Source organism: Diaphorobacter ruginosibacter, assembly GCF_040396215.1.
Taxonomy (GTDB): domain Bacteria; phylum Pseudomonadota; class Gammaproteobacteria; order Burkholderiales; family Burkholderiaceae_C; genus Diaphorobacter_A; species Diaphorobacter_A ruginosibacter_A.
This window is the reverse complement of record NZ_JBEBOW010000004.1, coordinates 20,493-45,652: the sequence shown is the minus strand read 5'-3', so window position 1 is coordinate 45,652 and position 25,160 is coordinate 20,493. Positions and strand designations below refer to the sequence as shown.

22 protein-coding genes are annotated in these 25,160 nt (G+C 65.0%); 6 read left to right on the top strand and 16 right to left on the bottom strand.

The window, feature by feature from the left end:
• Window positions 1-128: 128 nt before the first annotated feature.
• Both ABWP92_RS01425 and ABWP92_RS01420 read right to left on the bottom strand, forming a co-directional pair.
• Window positions 129-1,733 carry a glycerol-3-phosphate dehydrogenase/oxidase gene (locus ABWP92_RS01425; protein WP_353233559.1) on the bottom strand — a complete coding sequence of 535 codons (1,605 nt, stop codon included), beginning with the start codon at window positions 1,731-1,733 and terminating at the stop codon, window positions 129-131.
• Between the two features lie 215 nt (window positions 1,734-1,948).
• Window positions 1,949-2,656 carry an ABC transporter ATP-binding protein gene (locus ABWP92_RS01420; RefSeq protein ID WP_353233558.1) on the bottom strand — a complete coding sequence of 236 codons (708 nt, stop codon included), beginning with the start codon at window positions 2,654-2,656 and terminating at the stop codon, window positions 1,949-1,951.
• A 292-nt stretch (window positions 2,657-2,948) separates the two neighbouring features.
• Here ABWP92_RS01420 and ABWP92_RS01415 point away from each other — a divergent pair, with 292 nt between their 5' ends.
• Both ABWP92_RS01415 and glpK read left to right on the top strand, forming a co-directional pair.
• On the top strand, window positions 2,949-3,713 hold the full coding sequence (locus ABWP92_RS01415) for a DeoR/GlpR family DNA-binding transcription regulator (RefSeq protein ID WP_353233557.1): 765 nt from the start codon (window positions 2,949-2,951) through the stop codon (window positions 3,711-3,713).
• Window positions 3,714-3,755: 42 nt separating this feature from the next.
• A complete protein-coding gene (glpK, locus tag ABWP92_RS01410) occupies window positions 3,756-5,249 on the top strand; it encodes a glycerol kinase GlpK (protein ID WP_353233556.1) in 1,494 nt (497 codons plus the stop codon).
• Window positions 5,250-5,448: 199 nt separating this feature from the next.
• Here glpK and aqpZ read toward each other — a convergent pair whose 3' ends face one another.
• The gene (aqpZ, locus tag ABWP92_RS01405) at window positions 5,449-6,150 is read right to left on the bottom strand and encodes an aquaporin Z (protein WP_353233555.1); all 702 of its coding nucleotides are present in this window, start codon (window positions 6,148-6,150) and stop codon (window positions 5,449-5,451) included.
• A 204-nt stretch (window positions 6,151-6,354) separates the two neighbouring features.
• Here aqpZ and ABWP92_RS01400 point away from each other — a divergent pair, with 204 nt between their 5' ends.
• Window positions 6,355-7,554, top strand: a complete 1,200-nt coding sequence (locus ABWP92_RS01400; RefSeq protein ID WP_353233554.1) for an esterase-like activity of phytase family protein — start codon at window positions 6,355-6,357, stop codon at window positions 7,552-7,554.
• A gap of 90 nt (window positions 7,555-7,644) precedes the next feature.
• Complete coding sequence (gene proC, locus ABWP92_RS01395; protein ID WP_353233553.1) at window positions 7,645-8,484, top strand: pyrroline-5-carboxylate reductase; 840 nt, start codon at window positions 7,645-7,647, stop codon at window positions 8,482-8,484.
• 18 nt (window positions 8,485-8,502) lie between these two features.
• Here proC and ygiD read toward each other — a convergent pair whose 3' ends face one another.
• The 4 genes from ygiD to recG form a co-directional block, all read right to left on the bottom strand.
• Complete coding sequence (ygiD, locus tag ABWP92_RS01390; protein ID WP_353233552.1) at window positions 8,503-9,399, bottom strand: 4,5-DOPA-extradiol-dioxygenase; 897 nt, start codon at window positions 9,397-9,399, stop codon at window positions 8,503-8,505.
• 20 nt (window positions 9,400-9,419) lie between these two features.
• Window positions 9,420-10,292 (bottom strand): 4-hydroxybenzoate octaprenyltransferase, encoded by an 873-nt coding sequence (gene ubiA, locus ABWP92_RS01385; protein WP_353233551.1) that lies wholly within the window; start codon window positions 10,290-10,292, stop codon window positions 9,420-9,422.
• Window positions 10,293-10,535: 243 nt separating this feature from the next.
• Complete coding sequence (locus ABWP92_RS01380; protein WP_353233550.1) at window positions 10,536-11,501, bottom strand: LysR substrate-binding domain-containing protein; 966 nt, start codon at window positions 11,499-11,501, stop codon at window positions 10,536-10,538.
• A gap of 244 nt (window positions 11,502-11,745) precedes the next feature.
• Window positions 11,746-13,857: an ATP-dependent DNA helicase RecG gene (gene recG / locus ABWP92_RS01375; RefSeq protein WP_353233549.1), complete on the bottom strand. Its 2,112-nt coding sequence runs from the start codon at window positions 13,855-13,857 to the stop codon at window positions 11,746-11,748.
• A gap of 332 nt (window positions 13,858-14,189) precedes the next feature.
• On the opposite strand from recG, the gene queA reads away from it, so the two are divergent.
• Window positions 14,190-15,320 (top strand): tRNA preQ1(34) S-adenosylmethionine ribosyltransferase-isomerase QueA, encoded by a 1,131-nt coding sequence (gene queA / locus ABWP92_RS01370; protein ID WP_353233548.1) that lies wholly within the window; start codon window positions 14,190-14,192, stop codon window positions 15,318-15,320.
• Between the two features lie 54 nt (window positions 15,321-15,374).
• Here queA and ABWP92_RS01365 read toward each other — a convergent pair whose 3' ends face one another.
• The 3 genes from ABWP92_RS01365 to ABWP92_RS01355 all read right to left on the bottom strand — a co-directional run bounded on the left by ABWP92_RS01365 (window position 15,375) and on the right by ABWP92_RS01355 (window position 18,651).
• A complete protein-coding gene (locus tag ABWP92_RS01365; RefSeq protein WP_353233547.1) occupies window positions 15,375-15,953 on the bottom strand; it encodes an HdeD family acid-resistance protein in 579 nt (192 codons plus the stop codon).
• Window positions 15,954-16,091: 138 nt separating this feature from the next.
• Window positions 16,092-17,696 carry a gamma-glutamyltransferase family protein gene (locus ABWP92_RS01360; RefSeq protein ID WP_353233546.1) on the bottom strand — a complete coding sequence of 535 codons (1,605 nt, stop codon included), beginning with the start codon at window positions 17,694-17,696 and terminating at the stop codon, window positions 16,092-16,094.
• Between the two features lie 4 nt (window positions 17,697-17,700).
• Window positions 17,701-18,651 carry a Bug family tripartite tricarboxylate transporter substrate binding protein gene (locus tag ABWP92_RS01355; protein WP_353233580.1) on the bottom strand — a complete coding sequence of 317 codons (951 nt, stop codon included), beginning with the start codon at window positions 18,649-18,651 and terminating at the stop codon, window positions 17,701-17,703.
• 242 nt (window positions 18,652-18,893) lie between these two features.
• Here ABWP92_RS01355 and ABWP92_RS01350 point away from each other — a divergent pair, with 242 nt between their 5' ends.
• Entirely contained in the window at window positions 18,894-19,817 is a 924-nt protein-coding gene (locus ABWP92_RS01350; RefSeq protein ID WP_353233545.1) for a LysR family transcriptional regulator, read from the top strand.
• Between the two features lie 8 nt (window positions 19,818-19,825).
• Here ABWP92_RS01350 and ABWP92_RS01345 read toward each other — a convergent pair whose 3' ends face one another.
• The 6 genes from ABWP92_RS01345 to trpE all read right to left on the bottom strand — a co-directional run bounded on the left by ABWP92_RS01345 (window position 19,826) and on the right by trpE (window position 25,030).
• A complete protein-coding gene (locus tag ABWP92_RS01345) occupies window positions 19,826-20,569 on the bottom strand; it encodes a uracil-DNA glycosylase (protein WP_353233544.1) in 744 nt (247 codons plus the stop codon).
• 121 nt (window positions 20,570-20,690) lie between these two features.
• A complete protein-coding gene (trpC, locus tag ABWP92_RS01340; protein ID WP_353233543.1) occupies window positions 20,691-21,491 on the bottom strand; it encodes an indole-3-glycerol phosphate synthase TrpC in 801 nt (266 codons plus the stop codon).
• Between the two features lie 25 nt (window positions 21,492-21,516).
• The gene (gene trpD / locus ABWP92_RS01335; RefSeq protein WP_353233542.1) at window positions 21,517-22,548 is read right to left on the bottom strand and encodes an anthranilate phosphoribosyltransferase; all 1,032 of its coding nucleotides are present in this window, start codon (window positions 22,546-22,548) and stop codon (window positions 21,517-21,519) included.
• 21 nt (window positions 22,549-22,569) lie between these two features.
• On the bottom strand, window positions 22,570-23,151 hold the full coding sequence (locus tag ABWP92_RS01330; protein ID WP_353233579.1) for an anthranilate synthase component II: 582 nt from the start codon (window positions 23,149-23,151) through the stop codon (window positions 22,570-22,572).
• 8 nt (window positions 23,152-23,159) lie between these two features.
• Window positions 23,160-23,531, bottom strand: coding sequence for a chorismate mutase (locus ABWP92_RS01325; RefSeq protein WP_353233541.1), 372 nt, complete (start codon window positions 23,529-23,531; stop codon window positions 23,160-23,162).
• A complete protein-coding gene (trpE, locus tag ABWP92_RS01320; protein ID WP_353233540.1) occupies window positions 23,531-25,030 on the bottom strand; it encodes an anthranilate synthase component I in 1,500 nt (499 codons plus the stop codon). Before trpE ends, ABWP92_RS01325 begins: the two co-directional genes overlap by 1 nt.
• Between the last annotated feature and the right edge of the window lie 130 nt (window positions 25,031-25,160).

The window sequence follows — 25,160 nt, the reverse complement described above, 5'->3', positions numbered from 1 at the left end:
ACAGCTCATCCGCTGGGCAGAAACTTTCGCGCATAGATTTACGCGAAGCCTTGTATTGTCGCAAAGAAATGCCTGCCCGTCAAGAGGCAGGAAATCCAAAGACGCGACGCCCGCGCCCCGAAGATGGCTCAGGGCTGCGGTACTGTGGCGTATTGTTGCGCAACTGCCAAAAACTCGTCCAGCCGAGGATCGATTTCCAGCTCTTCCCGAAGGATTTCGGCCACGCGCGGAGCGACGCCAGCCGCCATCCGCGCATCGAGGAACAGCATGCGCACACGGCGCGCGAGCACGTCCTCCACGGTGCGGGCATATTCGTGGCGGGCCGCAAAGCGCACCATGGCTTCGGTGAAACCCGGCGCCAACAGTTCGTCCGCGCCATCCAGGGAAGCCACGAATCCCGCCTCACTGCCGTAGGAATGCAGACCCTGGGGATCATTCATGCCCTCGCGCATGGGCCTGGCGATGTCCGCGCCCACCACGGGCAGATGCACGGTCACGCCGCCAGCGATTTTCGGCAACAGATGGGCATCCATGCAGTGCTGCAGCACGTCCTCCGCCATGGCGCGATAGGTGGTCCACTTGCCGCCCGTCACCGTCACCAGTCCGCTGCGGCTGACCAGCACCGTATGCTCGCGGCTGATTTTCTTGGTATTGCCCGCATCGTCGTCCTGATGCTTGACCAGCGGGCGCAGCCCGGCCCAGATGCTGCGAACATCGGACACCTGGGGGGCACGACGCAGATAGCGCGCGGATTCACCCAGGATGAAAGCCACTTCCTTTTGCATGGCTTCGGGCTCATAGTCGAGCCGGTTTTTCGGACTGTCGGTCGTGCCCAGGATCACCTTGCCAAGCCACGGCACGGCAAACAGCACCCGGCCATCGGTTGTCTTGGGAACCATCAACGCGTGGTCGGATGGCAGGAATTCCCGATCGACCACGATGTGCACGCCCTGGCTCGGGGCCACCATGGGCTTGACCGGCCTGCCCAGGGCAAGGCCATCCCTTTCACGCAGCGCATCCACCCAGACGCCTGCGGCATTCACCACGCAACGCGCCTTGATCTCGAAGCGCCGTTGCGTCTGCGTATCCTCGCACACCAGGCCGTTCACCTTGCCGTCGGCATAGGTCAGGCTGGTTACCGCGCAGTAATTGACAAGCAGCGCGCCCCTGAGCGCAGCCGTGCGGGCCAGCGCCAGCGCCAGGCGTGCGTCGTCGAACTGGCCGTCCCAATACTTCACGCCGCCCTTCAGGCCTTCGCCCTGCACCGTCGGCAGAAGCCGCATGGTGTCCATGCGGCCCAGGAACTCGGTCGAGCCCAGACCCGCCGATCCCGCGAGGCCGTCGTACATCTTCAGGCCCACGCCATAGAACGGCGTTTCCCAGAGCTTGTAGGAGGGCATGACGAAGGCCAACGGACGGGCCAGATGCGGCGCATTCCTCAATAGCGTCGTGCGCTCATGCAACGCCTCGCGCACGAGGGAGATGTTGCCCTGCGCCAGATAGCGCACGCCACCATGCACCAGCTTGGTCGCGCGCGACGATGTGCCTTTGGCGAAGTCATGGGATTCGAGCAGCACGACCTTCAGGCCACGGGCGGCGGCATCCAGCGCCGTGCCCAGGCCGGTGGCTCCCCCGCCCACGATGGCGAGGTCATACACGACGGGCTCCTGAAGCCGCTCCAGCAACTCGGCTCGCACTGTCTTTAACGGTAAAACATTCGATTCAGCGGTCATATATATCAACGGGCAGGTTGTGACTTTTGTGGGTTTGAACCCGGTGGTTCCCATTTTTTACGGCGCGACAAGCCGGGGGTTGCGCGGCAACACTGCCGCAAGCGCCCCACCCGATCCGTCGCACCACCATGCCCCCAACAGCCTCGCCGCCTCTCGTCCATGTCGCCGGATGAGGGCCGCGTTATCGTTATGAAAAAACAAATCCGTGCCATCCATCAGATATCGAGATACGCCTCGCACGGCGTTTCACTTCCCCGGATATCCCGCCCCGCGCCGGACATCACGATCTCGCCATGCTCGAGCAGGTAACGCCGCTCGGACACGCCGGCCGAACGATGAATGCCCCGCTCCACCAGCACGATGGCCACGCCGCGATCGCGAATCATGGGCAACTGGCCGCAAATCTCCTTCGCCATGGCGGGCGCCAGACCATCCGACGGCTCATCGAGCAGCAACAGCTTCGGAGAGGTCATCAAGGCCCTGCCGATCGCCAGCATCTGCTGCTCGCCGCTGCCGCAGGAGCGTGCAAGCTGGCCACGGACCTCCTTCAAGCGCGGGAACACGTCGTAAATCCACTGCAGATTCTCGCGCTGCTGGTTCTTGTCGTTCAGGACGTCACCGCCAACGAGCAGGTTGTCCTCCACTTCCATGTGGCCGAAGAGGCGGCGCCCCTCCATGACCTGCGCGATTCCGGCGCGCGCTATGCGGTGCGGCTCCAACCCATCGATTCGCTGGCCATTGAAGCGGATTTCTCCCTCGCTCGCCGGCAGCGTCCCCAGGATGGTCCGAATCAACGTGGTCTTTCCCGATCCGCCAACGCCGGCAAGACTCACGATCTCGCCCGCACGCACGCCCATGCTTGCGCCACTGAGCACCGTCACATCACCGTAGCCAGAACTTATATTTTTGACTTCAAGCAACATGAGTTTCTCCCCGATATGCAGAGATCGCCAGTGGAGTGTTGACGATAGGCCCGTTCGGAGGGGCTCTGGTACAGCCCGCCGACCCGCCGCGGCCTGTGAAACAAGGTTCCATGCGCTATTTCTTGAGGAGCGGAAGCCCCATCGCCCTACCGGCAACCAAGAAACGAACCGCGAGAACAACAATCAACGCTCGTATTTTTTCCATTTTGTTCGTTTTTTGTATTTTTGTGCAATATATTTCGCCATGGTTATCCCTGGGAATTGTTTGCTTTTTTTCCTTTAGGCTGCATTCATGAGTGCTAACCCCCGTCTGGACCATCTGGTCGAAGAAGTCCGGCGCCAAGGCTCGATGTCAGTGGAAGCACTGGCCGACCGGCTTGGCGTCACCCTGCAAACCGTCCGCAGGGACATCAAGCAACTCGCCTCGCAGGGCGTTCTCGCCCGCTACCACGGCGGCGTGCGGCTGCCTGTCTCCACCACCGAGAACATCGAGTACAAGCAGCGCAGGCAGCTCAACGCGGAGGCCAAGCGCGCCATCGCGCGCGAGGTGGCGATGGCCATTCCCGAAGGCTGCTCGCTGATTCTCAACATCGGCACCACGACAGAGGCCATCGCGCACGAGCTGGTGCGGCATCGCGGGCTGCGGGTGATCACCAACAACCTGAACGTCGCGGCGATTCTCGCGGACAGCCCCGACTGCGAGGTGATCGTCGCGGGAGGCGTGGTACGTTCGCGCGATCACGGCATCGTCGGCGAAACCACCGTTGATTTCATCCGCCAGTTCCGCGTGGACATCGGAGTGATCGGCATTTCGGGAATCGAGCAGGATGGAACGCTGCGGGACTTCGATCTGCGCGAGGTGAAGGTGGCGCAGTCCATCATCGCCCAGTCGCGCGAGGTCTGGCTCGCGGCCGACAGCAGCAAGTTCGGTCGGCCTGCGATGATAGAACTGGCGCGCCTCGGCCAGATCGATGCGCTTTTCACCGAAACGCCACCGCCCGCGCCCTATGCGGATCTGCTCGCGGACGCAGGCGTCAAATGCATGATCGCGTCCTGATTTGAAAAAACGTCAAAGACAAAAGCACACGGCCCATCTCCCATGACCTATCTCCTCGCCCTGGACCAGGGCACCTCCAGCTCCCGCAGCATCGTCTTCGACGCGCAAGGCCAGATCGTGGCGCTCGCGCAGCGCGAGCTGCCGCAGATCTATCCCCAGCCAGGCTGGGTGGAACACAGCCCGGCCGAGATCTGGCAGTCGCAGCTCACCACCGCGCAGGAGGCGCTGAAAAAGGCCCGGATTTCAGCCCGTGACATCGCGGCCATCGGCATCACCAACCAGCGTGAAACCACCATCGTCTGGAACCGCAGGACCGGGGCGCCCATCCACAACGCGCTGGTCTGGCAAGACCGCCGCTCGGAGCCGATCTGCGCGCAACTGCGCGAACAGGGCCTGGCCGAAACCATTCAGCTCAAGACCGGCCTGCTCATCGATGCCTACTTCTCCGGCACCAAACTGCAATGGCTGCTGGACAACGTTCCCGGCGCCCGCGCCCAGGCCGAGCGCGGCGAGCTGGCCTTCGGCACGGTCGACACCTGGTTGATCTGGCAGCTCACGCAGGGCCAGCGCCACGTCACCGACGTGAGCAACGCATCGCGCACCATGCTGTTCAACGTGCATACCAACGAGTGGGACGACGAACTGCTGGCACGCCTGAATATTCCGCGCGCGCTCATGCCCGAGGTCCTTCCCTCGAGCGCCGATTTCGGCGCAACCGCGCAACCGCTGCTGGGCTCATCCGTCAGGATCGGCGGCGTCGCGGGGGACCAGCAAAGCGCGCTCTTCGGCCAGGCCTGCTTCAGCGCGGGCATGGCCAAGAATACCTATGGCACCGGCTGCTTCATGCTGATGCACGCCGGCCACAATTTCCAGACATCGCAGAACGGGCTGCTCACCACCAGCGCAGCGCAAACCGGCTCACGTCCTGAATTCGCGCAGGAAGGCAGCGTGTTCGTGGGCGGCGCGGTCGTGCAATGGCTGCGCGACGGCCTGCGGGCCATCGAGAACAGCGGCGAGGTACAGTCGCTCGCCGAAAGCGTTCCCGACTCGGCCGGCGTGATGCTCGTGCCCGCGTTCACGGGCCTGGGCGCGCCCTACTGGAAGCCCGATGCGCGCGGCACGATCACCGGCCTGACACGCGGCACCACGCTCGCGCACATCGCGCGCGCCGCGCTGGAATCCATCGCCTACCAGAGTGGCGCATTGCTGCAGGCCATGAGCCGTGATGCCGTGGCCGCCGGAGGCTCGCCGGTCACGGAACTGCGCGTGGACGGAGGCGCCAGCGTGAACAACCTGCTGATGCAGTTTCAGGCCGACCTGCTCGGCATCCCCGTGGTGCGGCCCGCATGCGTGGAAACCACGGCGCTGGGGGCAGCCTACCTGGCAGGGCTCTCCTGCGGCCTGTACCAGGGTACCGAGGAACTCTCCGCGCTCTGGAAGGCCGAGCGCCGCTTCATGCCCACCATGGACCGCGCGCGCGCAACGGAGCTGATGCAGCGATGGGAGCATGCGGTGCGGCAGGCCACCGCGCAGTGACCGGGGCCGCCCGCTTTTGAGGGGGCGCTTTTTGTCTTGGGGCGGCCCTACGACAAAACAAAGCCCCCACGCTTCCCCGCTGCGCGCGGTCCGCTGCCCCCCGAGGGGGCGCATTTGTCTTGGGGCGGCCCTACGACAAAAAAGAGACGGCGCCCCGCAGGACGCCGTCTCTTCGAATCTTGCCGAACCCGGGTGAGGATCACTCGTTGTCGTCAGCCAGCAGCACCTTGTAGATCACCGCTCCGATGATGGCTCCCACGATCGGCATGACCCAGAAAAACCACAGTTGCGACATGGCGATCGCCGGGCCGAACACCGCCACGCCCGTGCTGCGCGCGGGGTTCACGGAGGTGTTGGTAACGGGGATGGAGATCAGGTGGATCAGCGTCAGGCACAGGCCGATGGCCAGGCCGCCGAAGCCGCCTGCGGCACGCTTGGCGGTGGCGCCCAGGATGACGATCACGAAGATGGCGGTGAGCACGACTTCGGTCACCAGTGCCGCCGTCATCGAATAACCGCCCGGCGAATGCTCGCCAAAACCGTTGGTGGCGAAGCCGCCGATATCCGCGCCCGCCTTGCCGGTGGCGATCACATACAGCACCGCTCCCGCCGCGATCGCGCCCAGCACCTGGGCAATGATGTAGCCAGGCAGCTCGGCCGCCCGGAAACGCCCGCCCACGGCCAGGCCCACGGAGACGGCGGGATTGAAATGGCCGCCCGAAATGGGCCCGAGCGCATAGGCGCCCGTCAGCACCGTCAGGCCGAATGCCAGCGCAACGCCGAGCAGGCCGATGCCCACTTGCGGAAATGCCGCAGCCAGCACCGCGCTACCGCAGCCGCCAAAGGTCAGCCAGAACGTGCCGATGAATTCAGCAGACCATTTCTTGATGTTGGAAGCCATGTATGTTCCTTTCGAACAAAAACTATATTCCTGTATTCCACATCCGCCTTGGGTGTTTGCCCCACAGCAGATTTATCCAAACAAAATGGTACTCACGGCATATGACCGTCGATTACGAAAAATGTGAACAATACATCCCACATGGCATGTAAAGCGTTTCAAAGTGGAACAGATCAAGCGCTGAAGCGCCTCCCCGCAAGCCTCATGCCGGCCCCCGGCCTGGCGGCTGCCATGGCCTGTCTGCTTGCCGCCTGCAGCTCCATGGACGGAGCCGCGCGGCGGCATGCCGCTGCCGCCGCGGCATGCGGAGCGCGGCAGGCACATGAGGAGCATGCCCCCGCGTTTCGCCTGCTTGGCGAGATCCGCTGGGATACCGGGACACACTATGGCGGCGTGCCGGTGGGCGGCATTTCCGGTATCGACTGGGACGCCGCGCGCGGCGAGTATGTTTTGATCAGCGATGACCGCGCGGCGCACGGTCCCGCCCGCTTCTACACGGCGCGCATACGCTATGACGGCCATGGGCTGCATGATGCGTGGCTCACGGGAATGCATGCATTGCTGACTCCGCAAAACCAGCCTTACAGGAACGCGCGGCTCGCCCAGGCCGGCACGCCCGTCCCCGATGCCGAGGCATTGCGCGTCCTTCCCGGCGGCGATGCGCTGCTCTGGGCCAGCGAGGGTGACTTCCCGCGCGGCTTCGGCCCGGAGATCAACGCCGCCTCCCATGACGGGAAATGGCTCTGGCGATGGCCGCTGCCCATGGCATTGAGCCAACCCCGGGCGCATGGCGGGCCGCGCGCGGGCTTCACGATCGAGGGCATGGACTTCGCCGACGACGGCCAAACGCTGTGGGTTTCGATGGAGGGAGCGCTCAAGCAGGACGGCGACATGCCGAGCCCCGGCCGCGCCGGAGCACCCGTGCGGATCACGCAGTTCGATGTCCGCACCCGCGAGCCGATACGCCAGATCACCTACCAGCCCGACGCGCTTGCCAGCGACATCTGGGCGCTGCCGCAAAGAGCGGTCAATGGCGTCAGCGAGATTCTTGCCGATGGCCCCGGTCACCTGCTGGTTCTGGAGCGTTCGTTTTCGGTGGATTCGGGATGGGGCGCGCGCCTGTACCGGATCGACACCCGGCCGCATTCACCACGGGCAGCCACCGACACATTGCACATGGAGCGCCTGGAGACGGGCGGATTCCAGCCCGCGGCCAAGCAACTGCTGCTGGACTTCGCGGACCTGGGCCTGCGCAGCGTGGACAACCTCGAAGGCATGGCCTGGGGCCCGCGCCTGGACAGCGGCGAACGCGTGCTCCTGCTTGTAAGCGACAACAATTTCAACCCCGCCGAGGTGACGCAATTCATCGCCCTGGCCGAATCCGCGCCCTGCGCCCCCGAATGAATTCCGCAATGAATCACAGTGAGCGCAACGGCGTCGCGGCGGTATAGTCGGCGCGTTCTCCCATCTTTCGACCGCACACATCCTCGCACCATGGCATCCACGACACCTGCTTCATCCAGCTTCCCCACTACTGCCTTCATCGGCGGCGGCAACATGGCCAGCGCCATCATCGGCGGCCTCATCGCCCAAGGCGTTCCGGCATCGCAGATTCTGGTGGTCGAACCCTGGGACGAGGCGCGCACGGCATTGAAGCGCAACTTCGGCATCGACGCGCTGGCGGCAGCCGACGCATCGCTCTCATCCGCCGCGCTGGTGGTATGGGCGGTGAAGCCGCAAACGTTCAAGGACGCCGCTGCGGCGGCGGCCGCGCACACCAGCCAGGCCCTGCACCTGAGCGTGGCCGCCGGCATCACGTCGGACAGCATCGCTGACTGGCTCGGCACCGGGCGCATCGTTCGCGCCATGCCCAACACCCCCGCGCTGGTCGCCAAGGGCATCGCGGGGCTGTTTGCCCGCGCTGCCGTGAGCGCGGATGACAAGGCGCTGATCGAGAGCGTGATCCGCACCACAGGGCAGTTCGTGTGGGTTCATGAAGAGGCTCAGCTCGATGCCGTGACGGCGCTCTCCGGCTCGGGACCCGCATATGTATTCCTGTTCCTTGAAGCCATGACCCGGGCCGGCCAGGAAATGGGGCTGAGCGCCGAGCAGGCCTACCGCCTCGGCGTCGCCACCTTTCAGGGAGCCTCGGAACTCGCCTCGCGCTCCAGCGAGCCTGCCGAGGTGCTGCGCCAGCGCGTGACCAGCAAGGGCGGAACCACCCATGCCGCCATCATGCACATGCAGGAGCACAAGGTGCCCGAGCACTTCATCGAAGCCATGCACGCGGCGGAAAAACGCGCCAGGGAGCTGGCGGCGGAGTTCGGCAAATAAGCTGCGCAGCAGCCCGCGTCAGACCCGCAGGGTGTCAGGCGCCCCCCAGATGACCGAGCGCATCGAAATCGCCGCCATCTGGTAATCGGCGTTGAAGAAGCGCGGCGCCTCGCCGTCATGCACCGCGCCGGCCGCATGCAGCAGCGGGAGATAGTGATCGTGGGTCGGGTGCGCGAGCTGCGCCACCTTGCCCAGGCCCTGGAAACCCGCCAGAGCGCCCAGATCGCCGCCCTCGATCCGGCTGGTGACGAAGGTGTCGAACTCGTGCGACCAGTCATAGGTCTGCTGCGGTGATTCGGTGCGCGCCATGGCGCGCAGGTTGTGCACGATGTTGCCACTGCCCACGATCAGCACGCCCTGTTCGCGCAAGGCCTGCAATTGCCGCCCGAGCGCGAAATGCTCTTCGGGTGGCCGCCGATAGACGAGGCTGAGCTGCACCACCGGAATGTCCGCCGAGGGAAACATCGGCTTGATCACGCTCCAGGTGCCGTGATCGAGCCCCCATTCCACCGCATCCACCAGCACGGGCCGGTCGGCCTGCGGCGCATTCAGCCTCCGGGCCAGCTCAAGCGCCACCGCCGGCGCTCCGGGGGCCGGGTACTGCTGGGCGAACAGCTCCTCGGGGAAACCGCCGAAATCATGAATCGTGCGTGGACTCTCCATGCCGGTCACGGCCCAATCGTCGCGCGTCAGCCAGTGCGCCGACACGCACAGCACCAGTTGCGGCTTGCCGTATTGCGCAAGCAGCGACTGGCCCAACTGCTGCCAGCTGCGGCGGTAGGCGTTGTCCTCGATGGCATTCATCGGGCTGCCATGCCCGACAAACAGCACCGGCATGCGCGGCGAGGGAGAAAGCGATTGCAGCCCCGCTGCCGCGGCAAGCTGATCGGTGGAAGTAATGGTGGATTGGGACATGGCCTGAAGGTGAGGGCGGATCAGCGCAATGCAAATCCCGACACTACGCCGGCGAAAATCGCCACGCCCATCCAGTGGGCTTTGCTGAACGCCACGAAGCAGCCCTCGCGGGTGCGATCACGGATCAACGTGTAATGCCAGGCCATCTGCGCCGCGGCGATGCCCATGCCCAGCCAGAACGGCCAGCCCAGCCTCATCGGAGCGACCACCACCGCCGTGAGCACCCAGCAAAGCGCGAAGAACAGCATGATGCCCGCCACATCCATGCGGCCCAGCGTGATCGCCGACGTCTTCATGCCGATCTTCAGGTCGTCGTCACGATCGACCATCGCATATTCTGTGTCATAGGCCAGCACCATGAACATATTGGCCGTCCACAGCAACCATCCCGCCAGCGGCACTTCCCCCACGACGGCGGCGAAAGCGATCACGATGCCGAAATTGAAGGCGATGCCGAGAAACGCCTGCGGCATCGAGAAAAAGCGCTTGGTGAAAGGATAGAGAATGGTGAACAGGACGGCCGGAACGGACCATGCCACCGCCTCCCAGCGGGTGGTGAGCACCAGGCCGAGCGAAACCAGCGCGAGCACCACGCCAACCATGGACGCCTCGAACACGGAAACCTGCCCGCTGGTGATCGGCCGCGCCGTGGTGCGCTTCACGTGCAGGTCATACTTGCGGTCCGCGATGTCGTTGATGCAGCACCCGGCGCTGCGCATCAGCACGGTGCCAAGCACGAACACGACGAGCAGATGCCATCCCGGGAACCCATCCGCCGCCACCCACAGCGCCACCAGCGTGGGCCACACCAACACCAGCCAGCCCGCCGGACGGTTCCAGCGGATCAGATCGAGATACAGGGACAGGCGAGAGCGCGAAGAAGCAGCGGACATTCCAGAAAGCCAGGCAAGAAAATCAATGAAAGGATGGCCGGCGAAGAAGCGCTCCCCGCGGGCCCGTCGTTTATACGCCATCGACGAACGCCATATCCGCCCGGGCTGCGGAGCCCCCGGTCCGGAGTCAGATTGGCTGCGCGTCATTTTCGCTGGAACATCTGGAGCATGAAAAAAGGCGCTGCACGCGGTGTGCAGCGCCTGCGAAGAGGCCGGATAAGAGGCCGGATGCCGCCGGGCCGCTCAGGAAAGCCGGGTCACTCCAGGCAGTTCGCAAGCAAAGACGGCGTTGCGCAGCGCGGCGATCGCCTCATAGCGCGTGAAACTGCGGCGCCATGCCAGCACCACCCGGCGCATCGGCGGGCCGCTGCCGTCGTCCTCCTTGATGGGCAGGTAGCGGATATGGGCATCGTCGCTCTTGCGGCGGCGCGACGTGGTGATCAGCGCATCGCGCGGCACCGACAGGCGCGGCACCAGCGTCACGCCCATGCCGGCGGAGACCATGTGCTTGATGGTTTCGAGCGACGAGCCCTCGAAGGTGCGGCGTATGCCCTCCGAATTGCTCGCATAGCGCGCGAACTCCGGGCAGACTTCCAGCACGTGATCGCGAAAGCAGTGGCCCGCGCCGAGCAGCAGCATGGTTTCGTTCTTGAGCTCGGAAGCCGACACATAGGGCCTGTCGGCCAGCGGATGGCTCGAGGGCACGGCCGCCATGAAGGGCTCGTCGTACAGGGGCGCCAGCGCCAGCCCGGTGTCAGGAAAGGGTTCGGCCATGATGGCGCAGTCGATCTCGCCCGTGCGCAGCATCTCCAGCAGCTTGGCGGTGAAGTTTTCCTGCAGCATCAGCGGCATCTGCGGCGTGCGCGCGATGGCGTGGCGCACCAGCTCCGGCAGCAGGTAGGGGCCCACCGTGTAGATGACGCCAAGGGTCAGCGCACCGGCCAGCGGGTCCTTGCCGCGCTTGGCGATTTCCTTGATGGCGGCGGCCTGCTCCAGCACGCTTTGCGCCTGGCGGACGATCTGCTCACCCAAGGGCGTGACGGACACGTCGCCGGCACTGCGTTCGAACAGCTTGATTTCCAGCTCATCTTCCAGCTTCTTGACGGCAACGGACAAGGTCGGCTGTGAGACGTAGCAAGCCTCGGCCGCACGACCAAAGTGCTTCTCCCGGGCGACTGCGACGATATATTTGAGTTCTGTGAGAGTCATGTGATTTCCTGCAAGGCCTTACAACATTTTGCACTGCGGCGCAGCCGACAGTATCGTGTGCGCGAATTCCATGCAAACCGCAAAAACAATTGAGTAACCGCGAACAATTGAAATCTACGTTTTTTGCATCTATCGGCGTCTCATCTGCGTGCAAAGACGGCTATTTAAAAAAGAGTCCCGACCTTTCGGAAAAAATATCGGCCATTCCAAAGTCTTAATATCAAAAATCCGATGCGTATGTGCTCTACGCTTTCAAAAAATCAGATTTGCTCCCAAGCCAGCGGGCGACATGGCGCTGCGCCAATGCCGGATATTGATCCAACATTTGCGGTGCAACAGACTTAGCCCAGCTTAGTAAATCGGAATCCATGGATAGATCAGCAAATCGTAACAAAGCGTCTCCTGATTGGCGCGCACCCAACAGTTCACCAGGTCCGCGTATTTCCAGGTCTCTTCTTGCAATTTCAAAACCGTCGTTGGTTTCCGCCATTGCCTTGAGGCGTTCTCGCGCCGTTTCGGCCAGACGGCCGCTTTCACCAGTCGAATACAGCAATACGCATGCCGAGGCTGCGGCGCCACGTCCCACCCGGCCCCTCAGCTGATGCAACTGGGAAAGGCCGAACCGCTCGGCATGCTCGATCACCATCAGCGATGCGTTGGGAACATCCACCCCAACCTCGATCACCGTGGTGCTCACGAGCACGCCCATGGAGCCGTCCTTGAACTGCGCCATGACCGCTTTTTTTTCGGCGGCGGGCATGCGCGAATGCAGCAGTCCCACCGTCACTCCCGGCAGCGCCTCGCTGAGGTCCACATGGGTGGCTGTCGCATTGGAGAGATCGAGGGCCTCGCTCTCTTCGATCAAGGGACAGACCCAGTACACCTGCCGGCCCTGCGCGACCTGCGCGGCGATGCGCTCGATCACCTGATCCTTGCGGCTGTCGGAAATCACCTTGGTCACGATCGGCGTGCGCCCCGGGGGCAATTCGTCGATGGTGGAAACGTCGAGGTCAGCAAAATAGCTCATTGCCAGTGTTCTGGGTATGGGAGTTGCACTCATCATCAGCATGTGCGGCTCCAGCCCCTGCTCCTGCAGTTTCTGTCTCAATGCCAGCCGCTGCGCCACCCCGAACCGGTGTTGCTCGTCAATCACCGCCAGCGCCAGATTCCGAAAGCGCACCTGCTCCTGAATCACTGCATGTGTACCAACAACCAGCGCCGCTTCGCCACTCTCGATCAGCGCGAGCATTTGTGCGCGGACCTTCTTCCTTTGTCCACCCGCAAGCCATGCGACGCGCTTGCCGCGCGACTCCAGCAGCGGCTCCATCCAGCCGATGAGTTTGGAGAAGTGCTGCTCGGCCAGGATTTCCGTGGGCGCCATCAGGGCGCACTGCCAACCCGCATCCATGCAGACAGCCGCGGCCATGGCGGCGACGACCGTCTTGCCCGAGCCCACATCGCCCTGCAGCAGCCTGTGCATGGGAGCGTTGCGGGCCAGATCGGCGAAGATCTCTGCGCAGACGCGGCGCTGCGCGGCCGTCAGGTGAAACGGCAGCACGGCCTGCAATTGCTCGTGCAGCGCGCTCGCGCCCAGCGCGGGATGGAGTCCGGGAGAGCGCAGCCGCGCGCGCGCCCTCTTGGATTGAAGCTGCGACAGTTGCTGCGCCAGCAGCTCCTCGGCCTTCAGCCGCTGCCATGCCGGGTGGGTATGGTCCTCGAGCGTGGCCAGCGCCACATCTGGCGCGGGGTGATGCAGGAAGAACAGGGCATCCCGAAGGCTCCACAGCGGCTCGAAGCCCTTGCCCGCACGCAGCGCGACGGGCGGCTGCGCAAGCGACTCGCCCAACGTTTCAGAAAGATCGGCGCGCCGCAGAGCACTGGCCACCGCGCGGCGCAAATAAGCCTGCGGCAGTTGGGCGACCGTCGGGTAGACGGGTGTGAGCGCCGAGGGCAGCTCTCCTTCGGCCTTGCGGAACACGGGGTGCAGCATCTGCCGTCCCCAGAAACCGCCCTTCACTTCCGCGCGCGCGCGGATGCGCTGCCCCACGGCGAGCGTCTTCTGGTGGGAGGGGTAGAAGCTGAAGAAGCGCAGCTCGCACTCGCCGGTGCCGTCATCGAGGCGCACCACCAGTTGGCGCCGCGGCCGCATCTGCACCTCGCAGGAGATCACCACGCCCTCGATCTGCGTCGGCTCGCCATCACGCGCGTTGCGGATCGGCGTGATGCGGGTTTCGTCTTCGTACCGATGGGGCAGGTGCAGGGCCAGATCGATGTCGCGGATGAGCCCGAGCTTGTGCATCGCCTTTTGCGGCACGCTCAATTCAGCGCTACGGGAGCCGGTCGGGGATTCAGGCATGTTCACGGCGCGGCGCAGCCAGGCTGCGGCGGACGGCGGAAGAATGTGGGAAGCGGGAAATATGCAAGGGCTGAAGGCTAGCACGCCTGGGGCCGGAAAATGAAAAAAACAGGAGCAATGCCGGCAGATCGTCAAATACGTTGACAGATACGCCCTCGCAAGGCGCGCCGCGAGGAGATCGTGAACACGTTCTAAAATAGCGGTTTTCGTTCAACCCATCTTGCCGGCGCCGCCCGGACTCGGCCCGCGTCCCCACGCCCCGCCCCTGTCCGGCGCCATCCGGGACGCTGCGCATCGTCATGCCAGAGCCGAGAAGATGGCCATCGCCTTCCATGCCAAACATTTCCAGCCACGATCTGCAGGACACCGTCCCGCCCGCGGGCAACCGTGAGTTCACGCTCAGCGACTTCGACTTTGAACTCCCCGAATCCCTGATCGCCCAACACCCCATGGCGCAGCGCAGCGCATCGCGCCTGCTGGACGGTCGCGCCCACACGCCAGTGGACCGCGTTTTCCGCGACCTGCCCGATCTGCTCGAACCCGGCGACCTGCTGGTCTTCAATGACACGCGCGTGCTCAAGGCCCGCATCTTTGGAGAGAAGGCAAGCGGCGGCAAGCTGGAAATCCTCATCGAGCGCGTGCTGCAGGACAATCAGGTCGTCGCGCACATGCGCGTGAGCAAGAAACCGCTGGTCGGCGGGCGCATGCATCTGTGCGGCGGCATCGCCAGGGGCGGCTTCGATGCCGTGCTGCTCGGGCGCTGGCCCGACGAGAACGGCGCGCTCTTTCACCTGGAGCTCACCGGCGCCAACGGCGAGACGCCTTACGAGCTGATGGAGAAGTTCGGGCATCTGCCGCTTCCGCCCTATATCGAGCGCCACCAGGAAACCGGCGACGACCCCGACGAAGCACAGGACAACGAGCGCTACCAGACCGTGTTCGCCACCCAGCCCGGCGCGGTCGCCGCGCCCACCGCCGCGCTGCATTTCGACGAGGACGTCCTCGAACGCCTGCAAGAGCGCGGCGTCGAGCGCGCCAGCGTCACTCTGCACGTAGGCGCGGGAACATTCCAGCCGGTGAAGACGGAGAAACTCTCGGAGCACACCATGCACAGCGAGTGGTACAGCATTCCGCTGGACACGCTGGCCGCGCTGGAGCGCTGCCGCCAGCGCGGCGGCCGCATCGTCGCCGTCGGCACGACCACCGTCCGCACCCTTGAGTCCTGGGCCCGCAGCGGCCGCGTCTCGGGCGACACCAGCATCTTCATCACGCCGGGCTTCCAGTACCGGGTGGTGGACCTGCTGATCACCAACTTCCACCTGCCCAAAAGCACGCTGATGATGCTGGTGAGCGCCTTTGCGGGCTATGAGCACGTCATGTCGCTCTACCGGCACGCCATCGCGCGCCAATACCGCTTCTTCAGCTACGGCGATTCCATGCTGCTGGAGAAAAAGCGCGGCTGAGGGCAAACTGCCCAGGCGGGCGGAGTCCAACCGCTCGCCATGCCCGAATCCGTTTCAGCGGTTGAGCTTGCGCACGTGGAATGCGGCCCAGATCTGCATCACGCCGTACAGCAAGACGCCGCAACCGATCCAGAGCGTGCCGACCACCAGCCCCGCCACAGGCGTCATCATCATCAGGGCGCCCAGGATCACTCCGAGCACGCCGCCCAGGATCAGCATCCATTCGTTGTCGATTTCCTTGCGCACGCGGATCGCCCAGATGATGCGCATGACGCCCGAGACGACGAACCAGGCGCCCATCACCATGGTGATGCTCTTGGCCATCGACAGCGGATTGGCCGTCGCCAGCAGACCGAACAGGATGGAGATGGCGGCGTAGAGGATCATCCAGCCGCGCGAGACGCCGGCGTCCTTTCTGAATGCGCCAATCAGTCCGACGATGCCCTCGGCCAACGCAAACAGGCCGATCGCCCAGGTGAGGCCGGCTCCCGCCGCGATCGGGTTGATCAACGCCATGATGCCGAACAGCACCGAGAACACCCCGAACAGCAAAATGACCCACCAGCTGCGGCCAACGGTATCGCGCAGTGAATCAGCGGAGGCGCCTCCAGGCGGGGTTGGCAATGTATCCATGTCGAGCTCTCGATGAAGGGGATGGCTCGATTATGGAAATGCGCACACGCCGGCCATGTCAGCCAAGTTCGCCAGTAGCCAGTGCGATGTGCGCGTTAGCGCGCCGATGCAGGCAAATGCGCACCGGCCGCCTCCCCGTCAGCAGGCTGCCGCCTGTCCGTCCTTGCGCGGATCGGAGCCCGCCACATAGCAATCGCCATCGCGCAGGATGAGCTGGGCGCCGCCGAACGCAAATACGCCGTGGCCTTCCTCGACGGTGACCTCATGCCCGCGCGCGCGCAGCCCGGCGATCACGCCCGCATCGAACGCGGGCTCCACCGCCACCTTCATGCCGCCGGTGACCCGCCAGCGCGGGGCATCCGCCGCGGCCTGCGGGTTCTGGCCGTAGCGCAGCACGCGCAGGGCCATCTGCAGGTGCCCCTGTGACTGCATGGGCCCGCCCATCACGCCAAAGGCCATCCGGGGAGTTCCATCCGCATGCATGGCGAATGCGGGGATGATCGTGTGCGATGGCCGCTTGTTCGGCCCCACCTCGTTCGCATGCCCCTCCTGCGTCGTGAATCCGCAGCCCCGGTTCTGCAGGCTGATACCCGTGCCCGGAACCACCACGCCCGAGCCGAAGCCCATGTAGTTGGACTGGATGAACGACACCATCATGCCGCTCTCGTCCGCCGCGGCAAGATAGACCGTGCCGCCGCGCCTGGGCGCGCCGTATGTGGGATTGCCGGCCCGATGGATGTCGATGAGCCGCGCTCGCTCGCGCAGATAGTCGCGGCACAGCAGCTCTTGCTGCGGCCGCACGCGCATGTGATCGGCATCGGCGTTGTACTCGTGCAGATCGGCCAGCGCGAGCTTCATCGCCTCGATCTGCAGGTGCACGGTATCCACGCTGTCCAGTGGCTGGCCGCCGACGCCCAGCTCGTCGAGCATGCCCAGCGCCATCAGCGCGGCAATGCCCTGCCCGTTCGGCGGAATCTCGTGAATGACCGAATCACCGAAAGGCTGTGACACCGTGCCCACCCAGTCGGCCTTGTGCGCGGCCAGGTCTTCCACCGTCATCACACCGCCGTTGGCCTTCGAGTGCGCGGCCATTTTCTGCGCGAGTTCACCGCGATAGAACGCCTCGCCTTCGGTCCGCGCAATCAGCTCGAGCGTGCGGGCATGGGCCTCGCTCCTGAAGATTTCGCCCGCGCGCATGGCACGGCCGCCGGGCATGAAGCATTCGGCGAACCCTGGCTGCGCGCCGAGCTTCTGCGCCCCCAGTTCCCACAGCGTGGCGATCACCGGAGACACTGGATAGCCGTTGCGCGCATAGTCGATCGCGGGCTGGGCGACCTGCTCGAGGGGGAGCTTGCCAAAGCGCCGCGAAAGCTCGGCCCATGCCGACACAGCGCCCGGCACCGTCACCGCGTTCCAGCCCTTTTCCGGAATACCGCCAAGCTGCTTGAAGTAGCCGGGCGTCCAGGCGGCGGGCGAGCGGCCCGATGCATTCAGGCCGTGCAGTTCCTTGCCGTCCCAGAGGATGGCGAATGCGTCGCTGCCGATGCCGCAGCCCGAGGGCTCGACGACGGTCAGCGCCATGGCGGCGGCGACCGCCGCATCCACCGCGTTGCCACCGGCCAGCAGCATGCGCAGACCGGCCTGTGCGGCCAGCGGCTGCGAGGTGCTCACCACGTTGCGGCCGAGCACGGACGAGCGGTGAGATGCGTAGGGCAGCGCCCAATCCTTGACAACAGAGGACATAGGGTCAATCCAGAGTGATGTGGTTGTCCTTGATGATCCCGGCCCAGCGCGCGCTGTCGGCCTTCACCAGGGAATGGAATTGTGCGGGCGTTTGCGCCCTGGCGGATTCGGCGCCGAGCTTGGCGAGCGCTGCGCCCACCTCCGGGTTCTCGATCGCCTTGTTGAATGCGGCATTGATGCGGGCCACGAGCCCGGGCTGCATGCCGGCGGGGCCATAGACACCGAACCACGTCACCGAAGAATACCCCGGCAAACCCGACTCCGCGATGGTGGGCAGCTCGGGCGCGAGCGAGCTGCGCTTGGCGCTCGTCACCGCGAGCGCGCGCAGGCGGCCGCTGGCCACGTGCGGCATGCCCGTTGGAATCGAGTCGAACAGGATGTGCACCTGCCCGGCCACCAGGTCGGTGATCGACTGCGCCGTGCCCTTGTATGGCACATGGGTCAGCTCGACGCCCGCGCGCGCGGAAAACTCCAGCGCGTTCAGGTGCACGATGGTGCCGTTGCCGCTGGTCGCGTAGTTGAGCTTGCCGGGATGGGCCTTGGCATAGGCGATCAGCTCCTGCACGTTCCTGACGGGAAGCGACGGCGTCACCAGCAGCACGCTGGCGGCGTCGGCCACGTGGGCGATCGGCGTGAAATCCTGCTCGACCTTGTACGACAGGCGCGGCATGAGGTGCGGCGAAATCGCATGCGTGCTGCTGGTCGTGAACAGCAGCGTGTACCCGTCGGGCGCGGCCTTCACCACCTCGGCGGCGCCGATCGTGCCGCCAGCGCCGGGCTTGTTGTCGATGACGAGCTGTTGGCCGATGTCCTGCGAAACACGCTGCGCGATGACGCGCGAGATCAGGTCGGTGGCGCCGCTCGATGGAAATGGAACGACCACGCGGATCGGCTTGGCGGGCCAGGCCGCCGCGTCGGCTGACGGCTGGGCCCAAGCGCACGTGCCGCCACCCATGGCGAGCACGCCTGCCGCGGCCGCGCTGGCGATCAGCGTGCGCCGCGTCCACGCATGTGCTGCGAGCGAACGCCCGTCGGCTACGGTAGATGGACCCATGGAATGCCTCGTCTCGGAAAAAAGGAGCGACTATCTTATGCATCCCCGGCGCTCGTCGCCATCAGAGATTCGGCAAATCACATTTGCCATGAAGGCAATGCTTCACAATAAAGCATTCCCATCCGGCAAACCAGAGCAACCCCATGTCGATCACCCATCAGTTGCAGGACACAGCGCTGCGCTATTTTCTGGAAGTGGTGCGATGCGGCTCGGTGAGCCTCGCGTCGGAACGGCTGCATGTCGCGATGTCGGCCATCAGCCGCCAGATCGCCGGCCTGGAGGCGCGGCTCGGCACGCCGCTTTTCGAGCGCCATGCACGCGGCATGGTGCCCACGGCCGCGGGCGAGATACTGGCGCAGCATGCGCGGCGCATCAGCCTCGAAGCCGAGCAGGCGGTGGATGCCATCCATGCGCTTTCCAGCCTGAAAAGCGGCGTGGTGCGCATGGCGACGTCCGATGCGTTCGCCAATGAACTCATACCCGGCATGTGCGCGGAATTCCAGAAAAGCCATCCCGGCGTGCGCTTCGAAGTCCTCGTCTGCGCGACCGCCCAGGTGTCGCGCCATGTGCGCATGGGCGATGCGGATATCGGCCTGTGCTTCAGCCTCGCACCCGCGCAGGACATCCACGTCGCCCATCGCCAATCCGCGCCCGTGGTCGCCATTCTCCCGCCGGGCCATGCGCTCGCGGGCAGGCGGCGCGTGTCGCTGGCCGAACTCACCCGCCATCCGCTTGCGCTGCCGCCAGCCGAGACGGCGGTGCGCCAGATCGTCGACATGGCCTGCGCCCGCCAGGACCTCGCGCTGGAACCCGTGCTGGTCAGCAACCATGTGCAGACGCTGCTCAGATACGTGCAGTACAGCGGCGGCGTCAGCGTCTCCAGCGAGGTCAGCGTGCGCCACCTCGTCGCGGCCGGAGAACTCATCGTCAAACCCATGGCGGACGCCGGCATGAACCTGCGCGACATCGAGGTACAGACGCTCGCGGGCCGCGCGTTGCAGCCGGCGGCCAGGGCCTGCCTGGAGCTTCTGGTGTCCCGGCTGGCAGGCCGTGGCGATGCGGGATAGCCCGCCGTTCACAAACCGTGCTGCAGGCGGAATTCGCGGGCCCGGCCGAAATGCCCGTTGCCGATGAAGGGCACGGGCGGGCGCAATGCCGACAGCGGCGAGGGATGGTTGCTCGTCAGCACCAGATGCCCGCGATCCTGCGGAATGAATGCGCGCTTGGATTGCGCATGGCTGCCCCAGAGCATGAACACGACAGGCTTGCCGCCCTCGGCGACATGATGGATCACCGCATCTGTCAATGACTCCCAGCCCTTGCCGGAGTGGCTGGCCGCCTGGCCTTCCTCCACGGTCAGGCAGGTGTTGAGCAGCAGCACGCCGTGCGTCGCCCATTTCACCAGGCTGCCTCCGGGATTCGGAAAGGGCGGGAACGGCACGCCCAGATCGCGCTGCATTTCCTTGAAGATGTTCTGCAGCGACGGCGGCAGGCGCACACCGGGCGCGACCGAAAACGCCAGGCCCTCGGCCTGTCCCCGGCCGTGGTAGGGGTCCTGGCCGAGGATCACCACGCGCACGTCCTCGGGCGGCGTCAGCTCCAGCGCGCGCAGCGGCCTGGGAGGGAAGATGACGGCCCCCGCATCCAGCCGCGACTGGATGAAGTCCAGCAGGGACTGGCCTTTGGCGCTGGCGAAGAACGCATCCACCAGCGGCTGCCAGCCCGGCGCGACGGGCCAGTCGGCGGGATTCGCGCTGGTGAGTTGGGAGGCTTGCGCAGAACGCGGGGAATCGGAGGAAAAAACGTCGGCGGTGCTCATGGACAAGCGGGGGAAAGAAGCGGGCGGGAATGCAAGGATAACGCGATCCGCAACCACGTTTCCCACACGCCAGGCCGCAGCGCGCGGCCCGGGCCCCGCCGCCAGACCGCCACGCGCTGCGTCAGGCGAACAGTCTGGCCAGCGCTTCGCCCGGCTCCTCGGCGCGCATGAAGGCCTCGCCCACGAGGAAGGCGTGGACGCCCGCATCGCGCATGGTCTTCACGTCCTGCGGGCCAAGAATGCCGGATTCGGTCACCAGCAGCTTGTCCGCTGGAACACGTTTTTGCAGGTCGAGCGTGGTCTGCAGGCTCACTTCGAACGTGCGCAGGTTGCGATTGTTGATGCCCAGCAGCGGCGTCCTGAGCCTGAGCGCGCGGTCGAGCTCCTCGCCATCGTGCACCTCCACCAGCACCGCCATGTCCAGGCCCAGCGCGATGGCTTCCATTTCCGCCATTTGCGCATCGTCCAGGCATGCGGCGATCAGCAGGACGCAGTCCGCCCCCATCGCGCGGGACTCATAGATCTGGTAGGGGTCGATCATGAAATCCTTGCGCAGCACCGGCAGGGCGCAGCTCGCGCGCGCCTGCTTCAGATAGTCCGGCTGGCCCTGGAAGAACTGGCGGTCGGTGAGCACGGAGAGGCACGCCGCGCTCACCTTGCCGTCGCCTTCTGCATAGCTTTGCGCGATGTCGGCGGGAATGAAGTCCGCGCGGATCACGCCCTTGCTCGGGCTCGCCTTTTTCACCTCCGCGATCACAGCCGCCTGGCCGCGGGCGATCTTCGCCTTGAGCGCGCCCACGAAATCGCGCGTCAGCACGCGGCTTTCCGCATCACGGCGCATGTCTTCGAAAGACATGCGCTTGCGGGCCGCCGCAACTTCCTGCACCTTGACGTCGCAGATTTTTTTGAGAATATCGGACATGGCTTGAACTTCCTTGCGCGCCGCTTCAGGCCGCGCACTTTTGTGTGAACCGCACCAGCTCCTCGAGCTTGCGCAGCGCGGCGCCGCCATCGAGCGCCGCCTGCGCCTTCTGCAGGCCGTCCTCTATCGAGGAGGCCACGTTGGCCGCATACAGCGCGGCGCCAGCGTTCAGGCACACGATGTCGCGCGCCGGGCCCTTCTCGCCGTTGAGCACGCCCATCAGCATTGATCTGGACTCTTCCGGCGTCTCCACGCGGAAGGCACGCGTGCCCACCATGCGCAGGCCGAAGTCCTCGGGGTGGATCTCGTACTCGCGCACCACGCCGTCCTTGAGCTCGCCGACCAGCGTTCCGGCGCCCAGGCTGATTTCATCCAGGCCGTCGCGTCCATAAACCACCACGGCATGCTCCGCGCCAAGGCGCTGCAGCGCGCGCACCTGTATGCCCACCAGGTCCTCGTGGAAGACGCCCATCAGGATGTTGGGCGCCCCCGCGGGATTGGTCAGCGGGCCGAGGATGTTGAAGATGGTGCGCACGCCAAGCTCCTTGCGCACGGGCGCGACGTTCTTCATCGCCGGATGGTGGTTGGGCGCGAACATGAAGCCGATGCCCACCTCCGCTATGCTTTGCGCGATCTGCTCGGCCTTCAGGTTGATGTTCACGCCCAGCGCCTCCATCACGTCGGCGCTGCCCGACTTGCTGCTCACGCTGCGCCCGCCATGCTTGCTGACCTTGCCGCCGGCAGCGGCGATCACGAACGTCGAGCATGTGGAGATATTGAAGGTGTTGGCGCCGTCACCGCCCGTGCCGACGATGTCGACCAGGTTCTGCTTTCCGGCGACGTTGACCTTGTGGGAGAACTCGCGCATCACTTCGGCCGCCGCCGAGATCTCGCCGATGGTTTCCTTTTTCACGCGCAGGCCGGTGACGATGGCCGCGGTCATCACGGGCGACATCTCGCCGCTCATGATCATGCGCATCAGGTGCAGCATTTCATCGTGGAAGATTTCGCGGTGTTCGATGGTGCGCTGAAGCGCTTCCTGAGGAGTGATGGACATGTCGTTTCGTCTCGGTTGCGTTCAGCGTTGTTCCAGGAAATTGCGCAGCATGGCATGGCCGTGCTCGGTGAGGATGCTCTCCGGATGGAACTGCACGCCCTCCACCGCCAGCGTTCTGTGGCGCACGCCCTGTATCTCTCCATCCTCGCTGGTGGCGGTGACTTCGAGCACCTCGGGGCAGGTCCTGCGGTCGATGACCAGCGAGTGGTAGCGGTTCACCGTGAATTGCCTGGGCAGGCCGCTGAACACGCCTTTCTGGTCCGTGGTGATCACGCTGGTCTTGCCGTGCATCTGCTGGCCCGCGCGAATGATGTCGCCGCCGAACGCCGCGCCGATGGCCTGATGGCCCAGGCATACGCCGAGCACCGGCAGCCTGCCCGCGAAATGCTTGATCGCGGCAACGGAAATGCCCGCCTCGTTGGGCGAGCAGGGGCCGGGCGAAATCACGATGCGCGTGATGCCTTCGCGCTCCACAAGCGCCTTCACCTCATCCATCGACGCTTCGTCGTTGCGCACCACATGCACCTGGGCTCCAAGCTCGGCGAGGTATTGCACGATGTTGTAGGTGAAGCTGTCGTAGTTATCCACCATCAGCAGTTGGATCCGGTCGGTCATGATGCCTCGCTCCCCCGTGTATTGCGGGGCTTCAGCCCCTGGGCGCGCAAACGCGCGAGTTCCTCGTGCTCATAGTCGATGCAGCAGTCGATGATCGCGCGGAAGATGCGCTCGATGAGATCGGCGTTGCCGCCTTCGCGCTCGGCCTGCGGGCGCACGCGCTCGATGATGGCGTCGATGCGTTCCTGGTCGAATACCAGGCTCTCGTCGTTCTTCACCCTGGCGGCCTGCGTCATGTAGCCGCTGCGCTCCACCAGCAGCGGCACGAGGATGTCGTCGAGCGCGTTGACGCCCTCTCGCACCTGCTCCATCGATTCGCAGTTCCTCACCTTGTCGATTGCACGCGGTGTGCTTGCGCTGGTCATCATCACTCCAATCCTTCTTCCACCAGTTCCGAAGCACGCAGGAGCGCGCGCGCCTTGTGCTCGGTTTCCTTCCATTCCAGCTCCGGCACCGAATCGGCGACGACTCCGGCGGCTGCCTGCACGTACAGCATGCCGTCCTTGACGATGGCCGTGCGGATCGCAATGGCCAGATCCATGTCGCCCGCGTAGCTCAGGTAGCCGCAGGCGCCGCCGTAGATGCCGCGCTTGGTGGGCTCCAGCCTGTCGATGATCTCCATCGCATGCACCTTGGGCGCGCCCGTCAGCGTGCCGGCCGGGAACGTGGCCTTGAGCACGTCCATGCTGGTCATGCCGTCGTTCAGGATGCCCTCGACGTTGCTCACGATGTGCATCACATGGCTGTAGCGCTCGACCGCGAAGGCCTCGGTGACCTTCACCGTGCCGGTTTTGGCGATGCGCCCAATATCGTTGCGCGCGAGGTCGATCAGCATCACGTGCTCGGCGCGCTCCTTGGGGTCGTTGATCAGTTCCTGCTCGACCTCCCGGTCCTTCTCCGGCGTCGCGCCGCGCGGGCGCGTTCCGGCGAGCGGACGGATCGTGACCTTGTGCCCTTCGGGCACGGCTTCGTGGCGCACCAGGATCTCGGGGCTCGCGCCCACCACCTGAAAATCGCCGAAGTTGTAGTAGTACATATAGGGCGACGGGTTCAGCGAACGCAGCGCGCGGTACAGGCTGAGCGGGCTTTCCGTGTAGCGCTTGTGGATGCGCTGGCCGACCTGGACCTGCATGAAGTCGCCCGCGGCGATCAACTCCTTGGCCTCGGCCACGGCCTTGAGATAGTCATCCTTCGCGAAGCTGCGTTCGGCGGGATGGTTCTCGGTGGGGCGCACCACCGGCGCGCTCACTGAATACTTCAGCAGGTCCTTCAGTTCGCGCAGCCGCTTCTTGCCCTTCGCATAGGCCTCGGGCTGCGCCGGATCGGCATAGACGATGAGGTAGAGCTTGCCGGAGAGGTTGTCGATCACGGCCACCTCCTCGCACTGCAGCAGCAGGATGTCCGGACAGCCCAGGGTGTCGGGCGGGCACGAGAGCTCGAGCTTTTTCTCGATGTAGCGCACCGCGTCATAGCCGAAGTAGCCCGCCAGGCCGCCGCAAAAGCGCGGCAGCCCGGCGCTCAGCGCCACCTTGAAGCGCGACTGGTATCGGGCAATGAAATCCAGCGGATTGCCCTGCGCGGTCTCCACCACCTTGCCGCCGGTGACGACCTCGGTTTTCGCCGCGTCGCCAAAACCGCTGGCGCGCAGCAGCGTGTGCGCCGGCAGCCCGATGAAGCTGTAGCGGCCAAAGCGCTCGCCGCCCACCACGGATTCCAGCAGAAAACTGTTGGAGCCGTCGCCACGGGCGTGCGAGAGTTTCAGGTAAAGGGAGAGAGGAGTTTCAAGATCCGCGAACGCCTCGGCGATCAGAGGGATGCGGTTGTAGCCTTCAGCGGCCAGGCTTTTGAATTCAAGTTCTGTGATCACAGGTGAGTTCCCAGCTCTGCAACACGTGGAGCCCGCGCATTCCGGTCGGCGCGGCGGATGGGTGTTGCGGGTTCATTCAGTTTCTTGCTTGCCTTGCGGGAAGCGACGGGTGCACGCCGGGAGGTGCCCC